This is a genomic window from Shewanella sp. SG44-2 (genome assembly GCF_014164215.1).
In the GTDB taxonomy this organism is placed as follows: domain Bacteria; phylum Pseudomonadota; class Gammaproteobacteria; order Enterobacterales; family Shewanellaceae; genus Shewanella; species Shewanella frigidimarina.
Window position 1 is genome coordinate 1 of record NZ_JACJEU010000046.1, and the last position, 15,893, is coordinate 15,893.

Annotated in this window: 12 protein-coding genes and 1 pseudogene; all 13 read right to left on the bottom strand. The window is 43.4% G+C overall.

Features of this window, described 5'->3' with window-relative positions:
- Positions 1–179: GTP-binding protein (locus H5181_RS19730; protein ID WP_310734203.1), on the bottom strand; the 179-nt coding region annotated here is incomplete at its 3' end.
- A gap of 69 nt (positions 180–248) precedes the next feature.
- Complete coding sequence (fusA, locus tag H5181_RS19735) at positions 249–2,345, bottom strand: elongation factor G (protein WP_182751833.1); 2,097 nt, start codon at positions 2,343–2,345, stop codon at positions 249–251.
- Positions 2,346–2,424: 79 nt separating this feature from the next.
- Positions 2,425–2,895 carry a 30S ribosomal protein S7 gene (gene rpsG / locus H5181_RS19740; RefSeq protein ID WP_011635636.1) on the bottom strand — a complete coding sequence of 157 codons (471 nt, stop codon included), beginning with the start codon at positions 2,893–2,895 and terminating at the stop codon, positions 2,425–2,427.
- 82 nt (positions 2,896–2,977) lie between these two features.
- On the bottom strand, positions 2,978–3,352 hold the full coding sequence (gene rpsL, locus H5181_RS19745; protein WP_059746616.1) for a 30S ribosomal protein S12: 375 nt from the start codon (positions 3,350–3,352) through the stop codon (positions 2,978–2,980).
- 177 nt (positions 3,353–3,529) lie between these two features.
- Complete coding sequence (gene rpoC / locus H5181_RS19750; RefSeq protein ID WP_123778853.1) at positions 3,530–7,756, bottom strand: DNA-directed RNA polymerase subunit beta'; 4,227 nt, start codon at positions 7,754–7,756, stop codon at positions 3,530–3,532.
- A gap of 82 nt (positions 7,757–7,838) precedes the next feature.
- A complete protein-coding gene (rpoB, locus tag H5181_RS19755; protein WP_011635633.1) occupies positions 7,839–11,870 on the bottom strand; it encodes a DNA-directed RNA polymerase subunit beta in 4,032 nt (1,343 codons plus the stop codon).
- Positions 11,871–12,105: 235 nt separating this feature from the next.
- Positions 12,106–12,471 (bottom strand): 50S ribosomal protein L7/L12, encoded by a 366-nt coding sequence (gene rplL / locus H5181_RS19760; protein WP_011635632.1) that lies wholly within the window; start codon positions 12,469–12,471, stop codon positions 12,106–12,108.
- Between the two features lie 54 nt (positions 12,472–12,525).
- Positions 12,526–13,026, bottom strand: coding sequence for a 50S ribosomal protein L10 (gene rplJ, locus H5181_RS19765; RefSeq protein WP_011635631.1), 501 nt, complete (start codon positions 13,024–13,026; stop codon positions 12,526–12,528).
- A 276-nt stretch (positions 13,027–13,302) separates the two neighbouring features.
- Positions 13,303–14,004: a 50S ribosomal protein L1 gene (gene rplA / locus H5181_RS19770; protein WP_182751834.1), complete on the bottom strand. Its 702-nt coding sequence runs from the start codon at positions 14,002–14,004 to the stop codon at positions 13,303–13,305.
- A 4-nt stretch (positions 14,005–14,008) separates the two neighbouring features.
- Positions 14,009–14,437 carry a 50S ribosomal protein L11 gene (gene rplK / locus H5181_RS19775; protein ID WP_011635629.1) on the bottom strand — a complete coding sequence of 143 codons (429 nt, stop codon included), beginning with the start codon at positions 14,435–14,437 and terminating at the stop codon, positions 14,009–14,011.
- A 129-nt stretch (positions 14,438–14,566) separates the two neighbouring features.
- The gene (gene nusG / locus H5181_RS19780) at positions 14,567–15,118 is read right to left on the bottom strand and encodes a transcription termination/antitermination protein NusG (RefSeq protein ID WP_011635628.1); all 552 of its coding nucleotides are present in this window, start codon (positions 15,116–15,118) and stop codon (positions 14,567–14,569) included.
- Between the two features lie 10 nt (positions 15,119–15,128).
- Positions 15,129–15,500, bottom strand: coding sequence for a preprotein translocase subunit SecE (gene secE, locus H5181_RS19785; protein ID WP_011635627.1), 372 nt, complete (start codon positions 15,498–15,500; stop codon positions 15,129–15,131).
- A gap of 268 nt (positions 15,501–15,768) precedes the next feature.
- Positions 15,769–15,893 (bottom strand): annotated as a pseudogene (tuf, locus tag H5181_RS19790) (elongation factor Tu); the annotation flags it as partial.

Here is a 15,893-nt window from a genome sequence, read left to right on the forward strand (position 1 = left end):
CCGCGCTCACGCTCTTCTGGAGCGTTATCGATTTGAGCGAAGTTTTTAACTTCACCACCATAAGTTTTAGACAAAACGGCAGAGATTGCTGCTGTTAAAGTTGTTTTACCATGGTCAACGTGACCAATGGTGCCCACGTTTACGTGAGGCTTAATACGTTCAAATTTAGCTTTTGCCACGATATATTCCTTTCTTTTCAGAAGTGCTCGATTAATTCGAGCAATATAACATTGATGCCGTAACCAATATTAGTTACGAGATTCTATAATCGCTTTTGCAATGTTTTGCGGTGCATCAGTGTACTTCAAAAACTCCATAGAGTATGAAGCACGACCCTGAGATGCAGAGCGCAAATCAGTCGCATAACCAAACATTTCAGATAGAGGCACTACTGCATGGACAAGTTTAACACCTGCGATGCCATCGTCCATACCTTCAATTATGCCACGACGGCGGTTTAAATCACCCACAACATCGCCCATATAATCTTCAGGTGTAGTTACTTCTACTTTCATACAAGGTTCGAGCAACACAGGGGTAGCTTCTAGCGCACCCTTTTTGAAGCCCATAGAACCTGCAATTTTGAACGCCATTTCGTTCGAGTCCACATCATGATATGAACCATCAAACAAACTGACTCTCACATCAAGTACAGGATAGCCGGCTAATACGCCATTCTTCATCTGTTCTTGAATACCTTTGTCAACGGCAGGAATGAATTCACGAGGAACTACACCACCTACAATCTCGTTAACAAATTCGTAGCCCGCACCCTCTTCGAGTGGTTCAATTCTTAACCAAACATGACCAAATTGGCCACGTCCGCCAGATTGACGTACGAATTTACCTTCCACTTCTACTTTAGAACGAATTGTTTCACGGTAAGCAACCTGAGGTTTACCTACGTTACACTCTACACCAAATTCGCGACGCATACGGTCAACGATAATGTCTAGATGCAATTCGCCCATACCAGATATTAGTGTTTGTGCCGACTCTTCATCAGTCTCAACTTTGAATGATGGATCTTCTGCTGCTAATTTTTGCAGCGCAATTCCCATTTTATCTTGGTCTGCTTTTGAACGTGGCTCAACGGCTATGGTAATTACGGGTTCAGGGAAATCCATGCGCTCAAGAATCACTCTGTGATTATTATCGCAAAGAGTATCACCGGTTGTTACATCTTTAAGACCGATAGCAGCTGCAATATCGCCAGCACGTACTTCTTTCAGTTCTGTTCGGTCATTTGCGTGCATTTGCACAATTCGACCTACTCGTTCACGTTTCTGTTTAACAGAATTATAAACACCAGCACCTGATTCAAGTACACCTGAATACACGCGGATAAAGGTCAGTGTACCAACAAATGGATCAGTCGCAATTTTAAATGCTAAAGCCGCAAAAGGGGCATTGTCATCTGGTGGGCGTTTTACTTCATTTTCGCTTTCATCGATGCCTGTAATTGCAGGAACATCAATAGGAGCGGGTAAGAAGTCAACTACCGCATCGAGTACCGCTTGCACACCTTTGTTCTTAAATGCAGAACCGCAAGTGGCTAACACGATCTCATTGTTAATTGTGCGCTGACGCAACGCTGTTTTGATCTCGACTTCTGCTAACTCACCTTCTTCAAGGTACTTATTCATCAGTTCATCAGAGGCTTCAGCTGCTGCTTCCACGAGATACTCATGCATTTCTGCAGCTTTTGCTGCTAGATTTGCAGGAATGTCTTCATAAGTGAAAGTCATACCCTGATCTGTTTCAGACCAGTTAATGGCTTTCATCTTAATTAAATCAATAACACCCTTGAAGTTTTCTTCTGCACCAATATTCAATTGAATTGGCACACAAGTCGCACCAAGGCGGTTACGAATTTGATTTATTACACGGTCAAAATCTGCACCTGCACGGTCCATCTTATTAACAAACACCAAACGCGGAACGTGGTATTTGTCAGCTTGACGCCATACGGTTTCAGATTGTGGTTCAACGCCAGACGAGCCGCAGAAGACTACTACAGCGCCATCGAGTACGCGTAATGAACGCTCGACTTCAATAGTGAAGTCTACGTGACCTGGGGTATCGATGATATTAATTCGGTGTTCAGCGAACTGAGCCTCCATTCCGCGCCAAAATGTGGTTACAGCGGCTGAGGTGATAGTAATACCACGCTCTTGCTCTTGTACCATCCAATCTGTCGTGGCGGCGCCGTCATGCACCTCACCGATTTTATGAGACATACCGGTATAGAACAGAACACGTTCTGTTGTGGTAGTTTTACCTGCATCCACGTGAGCTACAATACCGATATTACGATAACGCTCAATTGGGGTTGTACGAGCCACTATTTATACCCTCTCAGCTAAAGCTTTTGGCTTCAGCAATATCAACAATATGGAGCGGACCGAAGTCCGCTCCATCATATTACCAACGGTAATGGGCAAAGGCTTTGTTAGCTTCAGCCATGCGATGCACGTCTTCACGCTTCTTAACCGCAGTACCTTTGTTTTCAGACGCATCTAGCATTTCACCTGCTAGACGTAGAGCCATAGATTTTTCACCACGCTTGCGAGCAGCTTCAACTAACCAGCGCATCGCTAGTGCGTTACGACGCACTGGACGAACTTCACATGGTACTTGATAAGTAGAACCACCAACACGACGAGATTTAACTTCGACTGATGGGCGAACGTTATCAAGGGCTGCTTCAAGGATACTTAAATGATTTTCGCTTTTCTTTTCAGCGACAACATCTAGTGCCTTGTAGATAATTTTTTCTGCAGTCGACTTTTTGCCGTCCTGCATAATGACGTTGATGAACTTAGCCAACAACTCACTGTGAAACTTTGGATCTGGTAGGATTTTACGTTGTCCTACAACGCGACGTCTTGGCATATTAATTCTCCGTATGCTTCAGGTATTTCCAAAACTGGAATGTCAAATAAATACTAGCTTGGCCTTACTTAAACGGGATACGTTAAGACTTAGGACGCTTAGCACCGTACTTAGAACGGCCTTGGCGACGTGAAGTCACGCCAGCACAGTCTAATGCGCCACGAACAGTGTGGTAACGCACACCAGGTAAGTCTTTAACACGACCACCACGGATTAGAATTACACTGTGCTCTTGCAAGTTATGGCCTTCACCACCGATATACGAAGTTACTTCGAAACCGTTAGTTAGACGCACACGAGCTACTTTACGTAGTGCAGAGTTAGGTTTTTTAGGTGTTGTAGTGTACACACGAGTACAAACACCACGTTTTTGTGGACACGCATTCAACGCAGGCACATTAGTCTTTTCGACTTTTGGCGAGCGTGGCTTACGTACCAACTGGTTAACAGTTGCCATGTATAGCTCCGAAAGTTGATTTAAGCTCAACAATTAGGTGTGAAAAATCTATATCCCACAATGGTGGGACGCGGAATTTTAGAAAGGTAATGGCTGCCTGTCAAGAAATAGACAACTTTTCGTGCAAATTCCAATAAAAAAGGCGCCATTGGCGCCTTTTTTTAACAAAATACTAACTTAATCTTGGCTACCGGCCAGATTTAGTAGATCTGCTAGGTTCTTTTCAGCTTCGCTTGCGGTTACTGTAGTAGTTTCCACTTTGCCACGAGAGCTTAATACTTTAGCACGTTCTTCGTTACGGGTTTTGTGATAAGCATAACCTGTACCTGCTGGGATCAAACGACCTACGATTACGTTTTCTTTCAAACCACGTAATGGATCGCTCTTACCGCCAACAGCCGCTTCAGTTAACACACGAGTGGTTTCCTGGAACGATGCAGCAGAGATGAATGATTCAGTTGCCAAAGAAGCTTTGGTAATACCGAGTAATTCACGTTCAAACGTTGCAGGTGTTTTACCTTGAGCGATTAGCTCACGGTTAGCAATCTTCACGCGTGATACTTCTGCTTGCTCACCTTCTAAGAACTCAGTGTCGCCTGTTGAAGTGATTAGACACTTACGTAACATTTGACGAATGATAACTTCGATGTGCTTATCGTTGATCTTAACGCCCTGTAGACGGTAAACGTCCTGTACTTCGTTCACAATGTAGTTTGCTACGTTGTGGATACCACGAAGACGCAAGATGTCATGAGCCGCTTCTGGACCGTCTGCAATAACTTCACCACGTTCGACTTTTTCACCTTCGAACACGTTCAAGTTACGCCACTTAGGGATCATTTCTTCATAATGTTCACTGCCATCAGCTGGAGTGATCACTAGACGACGTTTACCCTTCGTTTCCTTACCGAACGAGATCGTACCAGAGATTTCTGCAAGAATTGCAGGCTCTTTTGGTTTACGCGCTTCGAATAAGTCAGCAACACGTGGAAGACCACCGGTGATGTCGCGAGTTTTAGACGATTCTTGTGGAATACGTGCTAATGGATCACCAACGTTGATTTTCGCGTTATCATCTTTCGATACAATCGCGTTACCCGGTAAGAAGTATTGAGCTGGTACTTCAGTACCAGGGATCATTAAGTCATTACCATCGGCATCTACTAAGCGAATTGCTGGACGCAATTCTTTACCGGCTGAAGTACGCGCACCAACATCGAGCACAACTACAGAAGATAGACCCGTTAACTCATCTGTTTGACGTGTCATAGTGACACCATCAATCATGTCAACGAACTTCACGCTACCAGCAACTTCAGAAATAATTGGGTGAGTATGTGGATCCCAGTTAGCGATGATTTCGCCAGCTGCAACTTCACTGTCTTCCAATTTCTCTAATACTGTACCGTAAGGCACTTTATAACGCTCTTTCTCACGACCTAGCTCATCGATGATGGCTAACTCAGAAGAACGAGATACGATAACGAGCTTACCGTCGATGTTAGAAACATGCTTAGCATTGTGTAACTTCAGAGAACCCGCGTTCTTAACTTGAACGTTGTTTTCTGCAGAAGCTCGAGATGCCGCACCACCAATGTGGAACGTACGCATGGTTAACTGTGTACCAGGTTCACCAATTGACTGAGCTGCAACAACACCAATAGCTTCACCGTGGTTAATAATATGACCACGAGCCAAGTCACGACCATAACACGCTGCACACACACCGAAGTCTGTGTCACAGGTAATTACAGAACGTACAATCACTTCATCAATGCTGTGTTCTTCTAACGTATTACACCATGCTTCATCAAGAAGTGTGTTGCGTGGAGCAAGCACTTCATTAGTACCTGGCTTCATTACGTCAAGAGCAACTACACGACCTAGAACACGTTCACGCAATGGCTCAACAACATCACCACCTTCAATAAGCGGTTTCATTGTAAGGCCATGCTCAACACCACAGTCATCTTCGATAACGACTAAGTCTTGTGCAACGTCTACTAAACGACGAGTCAAGTAACCCGAGTTAGCTGTCTTCAATGCTGTATCGGCAAGACCTTTACGCGCACCGTGAGTAGAAATAAAGTACTGAAGTACGTTTAGACCTTCACGGAAGTTAGCCGTAATTGGGGTTTCGATGATTGAGCCATCTGGCTTAGCCATCAAACCACGCATACCCGCTAACTGACGGATCTGTGCAGCACTACCACGAGCGCCCGAGTCAGCCATCATATAGATGCTGTTAAACGAAGCTTGTTGCTCAGGTACGCCATCACGGTTAATCACTGTCTCAGTTGACAGGTTTTCCATCATCGCTTTAGAAACTTTTTCGTTCGCACTTGCCCAGATATCGATGACTTTGTTGTAACGCTCACCGGCAGTAACAAGACCTGATTGGAACTGCTCTTGAATTTCAAGCACTTCAGCTTCAGCGTCAGCTACTAAGGTGTATTTCTCGTCTGGAATAACCATGTCATCGATACCAACAGAGGCACCAGAAATGGTTGCAAAACGGAAACCGGTATACATCAATTGGTCAGCAAAGATAACTGTATCTTTAAGACCTAGTTGACGATAACAAGTGTTCAACAGTTTAGAAATCTGTTTCTTACCCATGTTTTGGTTAACCAAATCATACGATAAGCCTTCAGGCAAAATTAATGATAAAAGAGCACGACCAACTGTGGTATCAATGATACGAGTTGATTTAGTTCTTTCGCCATCATCTGCGATGTTCGTTTCGGTAATACGTACTTTAACGCGAGCATGTAGTTCAGCAACACCAGTAGCGTAAGCTTTTTCTACTTCTGACACATCAGCGAACGCCATACCTTCACCGCGACCGTTAATACATTCACGGCTGGTGTAGTACAAACCTAATACAACGTCCTGAGACGGAGTAATTACAGGCTCACCGTTAGCAGGTGACAAAATGTTGTTGGTTGACATCATTAGCGCACGAGCTTCTAACTGAGCTTCAAGCGTTAATGGAACGTGAACCGCCATTTGGTCACCGTCGAAGTCGGCGTTGTATGCCGCACAAACTAACGGATGCAATTGAATTGCTTTACCTTCAATCAGAACAGGTTCAAATGCTTGAATACCTAGTCTGTGAAGTGTTGGTGCACGGTTAAGCATTACTGGATGTTCACGAATTACTTCGTCTAACACATCCCATACTTCAGCCTGTTCGCGTTCAACCATTTTCTTAGCAGCTTTAATCGTAGTCGCTAAACCACGGGCTTCTAGCTTGCCATAAATAAATGGCTTGAATAGCTCAAGTGCCATCTTCTTAGGAAGACCACACTGATGCAGACGTAAAGTAGGACCTACGGTAATTACCGAACGACCTGAATAGTCAACACGCTTACCAAGTAAGTTCTGACGGAAACGACCTTGCTTACCCTTGATCATATCAGCAAGAGATTTAAGCGGACGCTTGTTAGAACCCGTAATAGCACGACCGCGACGACCGTTATCTAATAGCGCATCAACTGACTCTTGTAACATACGTTTTTCGTTACGTACGATAATGTCAGGCGCAGCTAAATCTAACAGACGCTTTAAGCGGTTGTTACGGTTAATCACACGACGGTATAGATCATTAAGATCAGATGTCGCGAAACGACCACCATCTAACGGCACTAATGGACGTAGATCAGGTGGAAGAACCGGTAATACTTTTAAGATCATCCACTCTGGCTTGTTGCCAGATGTGAAGAATGCTTCCATCAGCTTAAGGCGCTTAGTGACCTTCTTGCGACGGGTTTCAGAGTTAATTGAAGGCAACTCTTCGCGCATTTGCTCGATCTGTTCAGCTAAGTTGATAGCTCGTAGCAATTCAAGAACTGCTTCAGCACCCATTTTAGCTTCAAACTCGTCACCGTATTCTTCTAACGCATCAAGATACGTTTCTTCGGTTAGCATTTGGCCGCGCTCAAGCGTGGTCATGCCAGGCTCGATCACAACAAATGATTCGAAATACAGTACGCGTTCAATATCACGCAACGTCATATCTAGCATTAAGCCAATACGTGACGGAAGTGATTTTAAGAACCAAATGTGGGCAACTGGGCTAGCCAGATCAATGTGACCCATGCGTTCACGACGCACTTTAGTCTGGGTAACTTCTACGCCACACTTTTCACAAATAACACCACGATGCTTCAAACGCTTGTATTTTCCACACAAACATTCGTAATCTTTAACTGGACCAAAGATACGCGCACAGAACAAACCTTCACGTTCAGGCTTGAATGTACGGTAGTTAATGGTTTCTGGCTTCTTTACTTCACCAAAAGACCAAGAACGGATTAGATCTGGCGAGGCCAAACCAATTTTTATACCGTTAAATTCTTCAGTCTTACTTTGCTGTTTAAGAAACTTTAATAAGTCTTTCACGTTTCTCTCCTGAAGGAGTTAAACCAGGTGCTTTGCTTATGCAAAGCACCCTTGGTTACCAAACATTGCTTAAGTGCGATGCTTACTCTTGGTCCAACTCGATATTAATACCAAGTGAACGAATTTCCTTCAACAATACGTTGAAAGACTCAGGCATGCCTGGTTGCATCTGATGGTTACCGTCGACGATGTTTTTATACATCTGAGTACGACCGTTAACGTCATCTGACTTAACTGTTAGCATTTCTTGTAGAGTATAAGCAGCACCATATGCTTCAAGTGCCCACACTTCCATCTCACCGAAACGCTGACCACCGAATTGAGCTTTACCGCCCAATGGTTGTTGAGTCACTAAGCTGTATGAACCCGTAGAACGAGCATGCATCTTGTCATCAACTAAGTGGTTCAATTTAAGCATATACATGTAACCAACGGTTACTTTACGCTCAAATTCGTTACCGGTACGGCCGTCACATAATGTCAACTGGCCAGACTCAGGTAAGCCTGCAAGAGCAAGCATTTGCTTGATCTCTTTCTCTTTAGCACCGTCGAATGCTGGTGTTGCAATTGGAATACCACCTTTAAGGTTGGTAGCCAAGCGCACAACTTCATCATCAGTAAACGAATCGATATCAACGCGCTGAAGCACGTCATCACCTAATTCGTACACTTGCTTGATGTAACCACGAAGTTCGGCAATTTCACGCTGCTCTTCAAGCATAGCAGTAATCTTATTACCGATACCTTTAGCTGCTGCGCCCATGTGGACTTCAAGTACCTGACCGATGTTCATACGCGATGGTACGCCCAATGGGTTAAGTACGATGTCTACAGGATTACCTTCTTCGTCGTATGGCATGTCTTCAACAGGACAAATCTTCGAGATAACACCTTTGTTACCATGACGACCGGCCATCTTGTCACCAGGCTGGATAGTACGTTTAACTGCAAGGTAAACCTTAACAATCTTCAATACACCAGGAGCCAAGTCATCACCTTGGGTGATCTTACGACGCTTAATTTCAAATGTCTTATCAAAGTCAGCTTTTAGCTCTTCGTGCTGTTCAGCTAACTGCTCTAATTCAGTTTGTTTAGTTTCGTCGTCGATAACTTGAATCAATACGTCTTTACGTGGGATTTCAGCTAACTTAGCTTCAGAATAACCCACAGACAGTAACAAGTTACGTGCACGGCCCAATACGCCTTCTTCAAGGATCTTGAACTCTTCGCCTAAGTCTTTACGAGCTTGACGAACGTGCATGTCTTCAATTTCAAGCGCACGCTTGTCTTTCTCAACGCCGTCACGGGTAAATACCTGTACGTCGATGATGGTGCCTTTCACTGAGTTAGGAACACGTAATGAGCTGTCCTTAACATCAGACGCTTTTTCACCAAAAATAGCTCGGAGTAGTTTCTCTTCAGGGGTTAACTGTGTTTCACCTTTAGGTGTCACTTTACCCACTAGAATGTCGCCACCCTTCACTTCTGCACCAATATAAACGATACCTGATTCATCTAGTTTAGATAAAGCAGACTCGCCTACGTTTGGAATATCAGCAGTGATTTCTTCGCTACCCAATTTAGTATCACGAGCAATACAAGAAAGCTCTTGGATATGGATAGTAGTGAAACGGTCTTCTTGCGCTACGCGCTCAGAAATTAAGATCGAATCTTCGAAGTTATAACCGTTCCAAGGCATGAACGCGATACGCATGTTCTGACCAAGAGCCAAATCACCTAAATCGGTAGATGGACCATCTGCCAATACGTCACCACGAACCACAGGCTCACCAACAGAACAACAAGGACGTTGGTTAATACAAGTGTTTTGGTTTGAACGGGTATATTTAGTTAGGTTATAAATGTCGATACCGGCTTCACCTGCGTGTAGCTCATCTTCATTTACTTTAACTACGATACGACTAGCATCAACATAATCAACCACACCGCCACGTTTAGCAGCTACAACCACACCAGAGTCAACAGCAAGAGTACGTTCAATACCCGTTCCGACTAACGGCTTATCAGCACGTAAAGTTGGTACTGCTTGACGTTGCATGTTTGCACCCATCAATGCGCGGTTAGCATCATCGTGTTCTAAGAACGGAATTAATGATGCTGCAACAGAAATAATCTGTTGTGGAGATACGTCCATATACTGAACATCAGCTGCGCGCATAAAGGTAGATTCACCTTTGTGACGACAAGCAATTTGTTCTTCTGCCATACGGCCATCAGCATCAACTTCGATGTTAGCCTGAGCAATAACGTAACGACCTTCTTCGATTGCTGATAAGTATTCAACATCATCAGTAATCACACCATCAACCACTTTGCGGTAAGGTGTTTCTAAGAAGCCGTAAGAGTTAGTACGTGCAAAACTTGCTAACGAGTTGATTAGACCAATGTTTGGACCTTCTGGGGTCTCAATTGGACATAAACGACCGTAGTGAGTTGGATGTACGTCACGAACTTCGAAACCAGCACGCTCACGAGTCAAACCACCTGGGCCAAGCGCAGAAATACGACGCTTATGCGTTACTTCTGATAGCGGGTTGTTTTGATCCATAAACTGTGACAACTGTGAAGAACCAAAGAATTCTTTCACTGCCGCAGAAATTGGCTTAGCGTTAATTAAGTCTTGTGGCATAAGCTCGTTTAAATCGCCTAAAGATAGACGTTCACGAACAGCACGCTCAACACGGACTAAACCAACACGGAACTGGTTTTCAGCCATTTCACCAACGCTACGAATACGACGGTTACCTAAGTGGTCAATATCGTCGACTTCATCATAACCGTTACGGATTTCGATGATTTTCTTCATAACAGATACGATGTCTTCTTTAGACAACACACCGTTACCTTCGTCTTCAGCAATCTCAAGACGACGGTTGAACTTCATACGACCTACTTTAGATAGGTCATAACGCTCTTCACTGAAGAATAGGTTTTGGAATAAACCTTCAGCTGCATCTTTGGTTGGTGGCTCGCCAGGACGCATCATACGATAGATTTCAACTAGCGCTTCTAAGCGGTTAGTTGTTGAATCAATGCGCAATGTGTCAGCAATATAAGCACCATGATCAAGATCATTGATAAATAAAGTATCAATATTCTTAATACCAGCAAGTGATAACTTAGCTAAATCTTCTAAAGTAATCTCGCTGTTTGCAGTCACTAAAACTTCACCGGTATCTTCATCGATGTAGTCTTGAGCAGCATACTTACCAACAATATAATCTACTGGCACTTCTAGCTCAGTAGTATTGGTTTTTTCAAGTTGCTTAATATGACGTGCAGTGATGCGACGACCAGCTTCAACCAATAAAGCGCCTTCAGCATCTTTAATGTCATAGCCAGCAGTTTCACCACGTAGACGGTCAGGCACAAGTGCCATGACTAATGAATCTTTTTTAATCTTAAACTCAATACGCTCGAAGAATAAATCGAGGATATCTTGAGTAGAATATTCAAGCGCACGTAAGATAATAGTCGCTGGTAATTTGCGACGACGGTCAATACGAACGAATAGAGCATCTTTAGGATCAAATTCAAAGTCAAGCCATGAACCACGGTAAGGAATAATACGTGCGTTATACAGCACCTTACCAGAAGAGTGGGTTTTACCACGGTCATGATCAAAGAACACACCTGGAGAACGGTGTAACTGAGACACGATTACACGCTCAGTACCGTTAATAACGAAAGTACCGTTATTAGTCATCATAGGAATATCACCCATGTAGACTTCTTGCTCTTTAATGTCTTTAACAGTGCCAGCAGCAGCTTCACGGTCGAACAATACCATGCGTAATTTAACGCGCAGTGGTGCCGAATAAGTTACACCGCGGATCTGACATTCTTTCACATCAAAAACTGGCTCACCTAGCTTGTAGCTGACATATTGCAGCTCAGAATAGCCAGAAAAGCTCTTGATAGGAAAAACGCTACGGAATGCGGCTTCTAAGCCACGCTCACCCGTAGGGTCATGATCGGTGAACTTCTTAAAAGAGTCTAACTGGATAGACAATAAATAAGGGATGTCCAAAACTTTTGGACGCTTACCAAAGTCTTTGCGAATACGCTTCTTTTCAGAATAGGAGTAAACCATGGGTTTCCTCTGCTTACGAGATGTGACCAAGACTGAAATTAATATTAATTAAATCAGCACGTTTGCCTATCACCCTTGTTGACAAGAACCTAACCAGTAATCTCTGCTAGGGACTGTTAAAACTGGCGACAAAAGGTGAAAAAAATCGCCTGCGCATAAAGCGCAAAAAAGGCCAACGGTTAAAAAACCGTCAGCCTTCACCCAATCACTTGGGTGATGCAAGCTAAATTATAGCTTACTTAACTTCAACAGAAGCACCAGCGGCTTCTAGATCAGCTTTAAGAGTTGCAGCTTCTTCTTTAGACACAGCTTCTTTAACTGCGATTGGAGAAGATTCAGCCATAGTCTTAGCTTCTTTCAGGCCTAAACCTGTAGCGCTACGAAGAGCTTTAATAACAGCTACTTTGTTTTCGCCGAATGAAGTAAGTACTACGTCAAATTCTGTTTGCTCTTCAGCAGCAACAGCGTCGCCGCCGCCTGAAACTACTGCAGCAGCAGCAGAAACGCCGAATTTCTCTTCCATAGCTTCGATTAGTTCAACTACTTCCATTACAGACATTGCTGCAAAAGCTTCTAACATTTGGTCTTTAGTGATAGACATTAGAAATATTTCCTATTGTTCTGAATTCAATTTTATTAAGCTGCCAGCCTAAAATTAAGCGGCGTCTTGTTTTTGATCGCGAAGGGCGGCCAATGTACGAACGAACTTGCCAGCAGATGCTTCTTTCATAGTCATCATCAACTGAGCTAGTGCTTCTTCGTATGTTGGTAGTTTCGCTAAACGATCAATATCAGCTGCAGGGATAAACATCCCTTCGAAAGCTGCACCTTTAACTTCAAATTTTGCTTGTCCCTTAGCGAAGTCTTTTAAAAGACGCGCTGCAGCACCTGGATGCTCGTTAGAGAAAGCTATTAAAGTTGGGCCAGTGAACGTTTCTGCTAGGCACTCAAAAGCTGTACCTTGAACTGCACGACGAGCAAGAGTGTTACGTACTACACGTACAAACACACCATTTTCGCGAGCAGCTTTACGCAGACCGGTCATAGCACCTACAGTTACGCCACGTGAATCGGCAACAACTGCAGAAAGTGCACCTTTGGCAGCTTCGTTGACTTCAGCAACAATTGCCTGTTTGTCTTCGAGTCTTAATGCCATTGGCTTTACTCCTGGATTCTACCTAGAGAATTTTCTCTAGTATTTACCAAATTAAACACTTATGTGTTTAATTACTTACGGTGCAGATTTTCCAGTAAAAAAATTTAGCTGGGGCCTGACACCGTCTACGCTGGAAATTAAGTTAATCTAACGATTAACACCTGCGGTCTTGGACGGAAACCGACTCTAATATGCAAAAAGTTAAAAACTAATGCATAAAAGCGGCTTCAACCCACAAAGTGCGCGCATTATAGACTAATACGCGCGCTTTGTATATTACTTCGCATCTTCCAGAGAACCCTGGTCGATAGCAACACCTGCACCCATAGTGGTAGAGATGCTAATCTTTTTCACGTAAATGCCTTTAGCAACTGCAGGCTTAGCCTTTTTCAGTGCTGACACTAACGATTCTAAGTTTTCTCTCAACTGCTCAGTTGTAAAAGTTACTTTACCGATAGTTGTATGAATAATACCGTTTTTGTCGTTTCTGTAACGAACTTGACCCGCTTTGGCATTCTTAACTGCTTCAGCAACGTTTGGCGTTACTGTACCAGTTTTAGGGTTAGGCATTAAACCACGTGGGCCTAAGATTTGACCTAACATACCAACAACGCGCATTGCATCTGGAGATGCGATAACAACGTCAAAGTTCATTTCGCCAGCTTTAACTTTTTCAGCTAAATCTTCCATACCCACTAGTTCAGCGCCAGCAGCGATAGCAGCTTCAGCGTTTGCACCTTGTGTGAATACAGCAACACGAACATCACGACCAGTACCATGTGGAAGTACAGTAGCACCTCGCACGTTTTGATCTGATTTACGAGGATCGATACCTAGATTAACAGCTACGTCAACACTCTCAACAAATTTAGCAGTCGCTAATTCTTGTAAAAGTACTACGGCTTCGTTGATGTCATACAATTTTGTTGCATCAACTTTTTCGCGGATAACGCGAGCACGCTTAGTTAGCTTTGCCATTATATTAATCCTCTACTACCAAACCCATTGAACGTGCAGTACCTTCAATTGAGCGAGTCATCGCTTCAATATCAGCACCAGTCATATCAGCAGCTTTAGTTTCAGCAATTTCCTGAACTGCGCTACGCTTGATAGTACCTACTTTTTGAGTATTAGGACGGCCAGAACCTGATTTCAGACCAACTGCTTTAAGCAGTAGGAAAGATGCAGGTGGAGTCTTAGTTTCAAAAGTGAAAGAACGGTCATTATATACAGTGATAACAACAGGAATTGGCATGCCTTTTTCGAACTTCTCAGTACGAGCGTTGAATGCTTTACAGAATTCCATGATGTTCACACCTTTTTGACCTAAAGCAGGTCCAACTGGTGGAGACGGGTTTGCAGCGCCAGCTGCTACTTGTAGCTTAATATAAGCTTCAATTTTCTTTGCCATGTCGACATTTCCTCAATTTGGGTTCAAACGCATGTTGGCGACATGCCAATACGCTCCCCTGAAAACAACGGGTGCGAATTATATAAAAATACGCACCCGCAAACAATGTTTATTTTGTAGTTATTTTAATCAGCTTTTTTCAACTTGATTAAAATCTAATTCTACTGGTGTTGAACGACCGAAAATCATCACCGAAACTTTAATACGGTTCTTTTCATAATCGACTTCTTCGATAGTACCGTTAAAGTCAGCAAATGGACCGTCACACACACGAACAACTTCACCCGGCTCGTACATAATACGATGAGTTGGTGATTCAACAGTGTCTTGAAGACGTTGAAGAATAGCGTCAGCTTCCTTGTCAGAAATCGGGGCCGGGCGATCGGATGTACCACCGATAAAGCCCATTACACGTGGAATACTTTTGACTAAATGCCAGCTATCGTCGTTCATTTCCATCTGGACTAACACATAACCAGGGAAAAACTTACGCTCACTCTTACGACGTTGACCTGCACGCATTTCAACAACTTCTTCGGTAGGAACTAAAATCTCACCGAAGTATTCTTCCATATTGTGCATTTTGATATGTTCAAGCAGTGTTTTAAGCACACGGCCTTCATAGCCTGAAAAGGCTTGGATCACATACCATCTTTTTTTCGCTTCTGTAACTTCAGTCATTTTCAGATGCCTATACGCCAGTAATTAAATTGACTACTCGTAACAATATAGCATCTAATCCCCAAAGGATTAATGCCATTACTGCAGTAGCTGCAAGTACTATAAAGGTAGTGTTTAGCGCCTCTTGGCGAGTTGGCCAAACGACTTTACGCACTTCAATATGGGCTTCTCTAGCAAAAGATTGTGCCTGCTTACCCTTGCTTGTCTGCAGTGCAATGATGCCTGCAATAGCGAAGGCAATAATTACCCCAGCAACACGAGCTACAACATTAGCGTCTGCATAAAATTGATTGCCTATAACAGCAGTAGCAATTAGCAATGCAGCTATGCCCCACTTAACGATATCCAAAGAATTACTCTGGTTTTCAGTATTTGTTGTCATCGGTTAATTCCGTTACTCACTACGACCTGGGCTTAGCTTGGTAAACAACATATTTACCAAATCCGCATTTCCGAACTTTCCCAGAAAATGCATAAGCACAGGGTCAAAAATCGGCCATAGATTGTATTCTTATTCAGCTTTATTCGCAACAATACAGGCAAAGTAAGATTAACAAATCAATCAAAAAATCGATTTTTGTTACTAACTTCACCCTAAAAATAAAAAAGGAAGCCTAAGCTTCCTTTTTTAGTGTTCACTAAAGTCGCTGTTACGCGATAATTTTAGCTACAACACCTGCACCAACTGTACGGCCACCTTCACGGATAGCGAAACGTAAACCGTCGTCCATCGCGATTGGGTAAATCAGAGTAACGACCATCTTGATGTTATCAC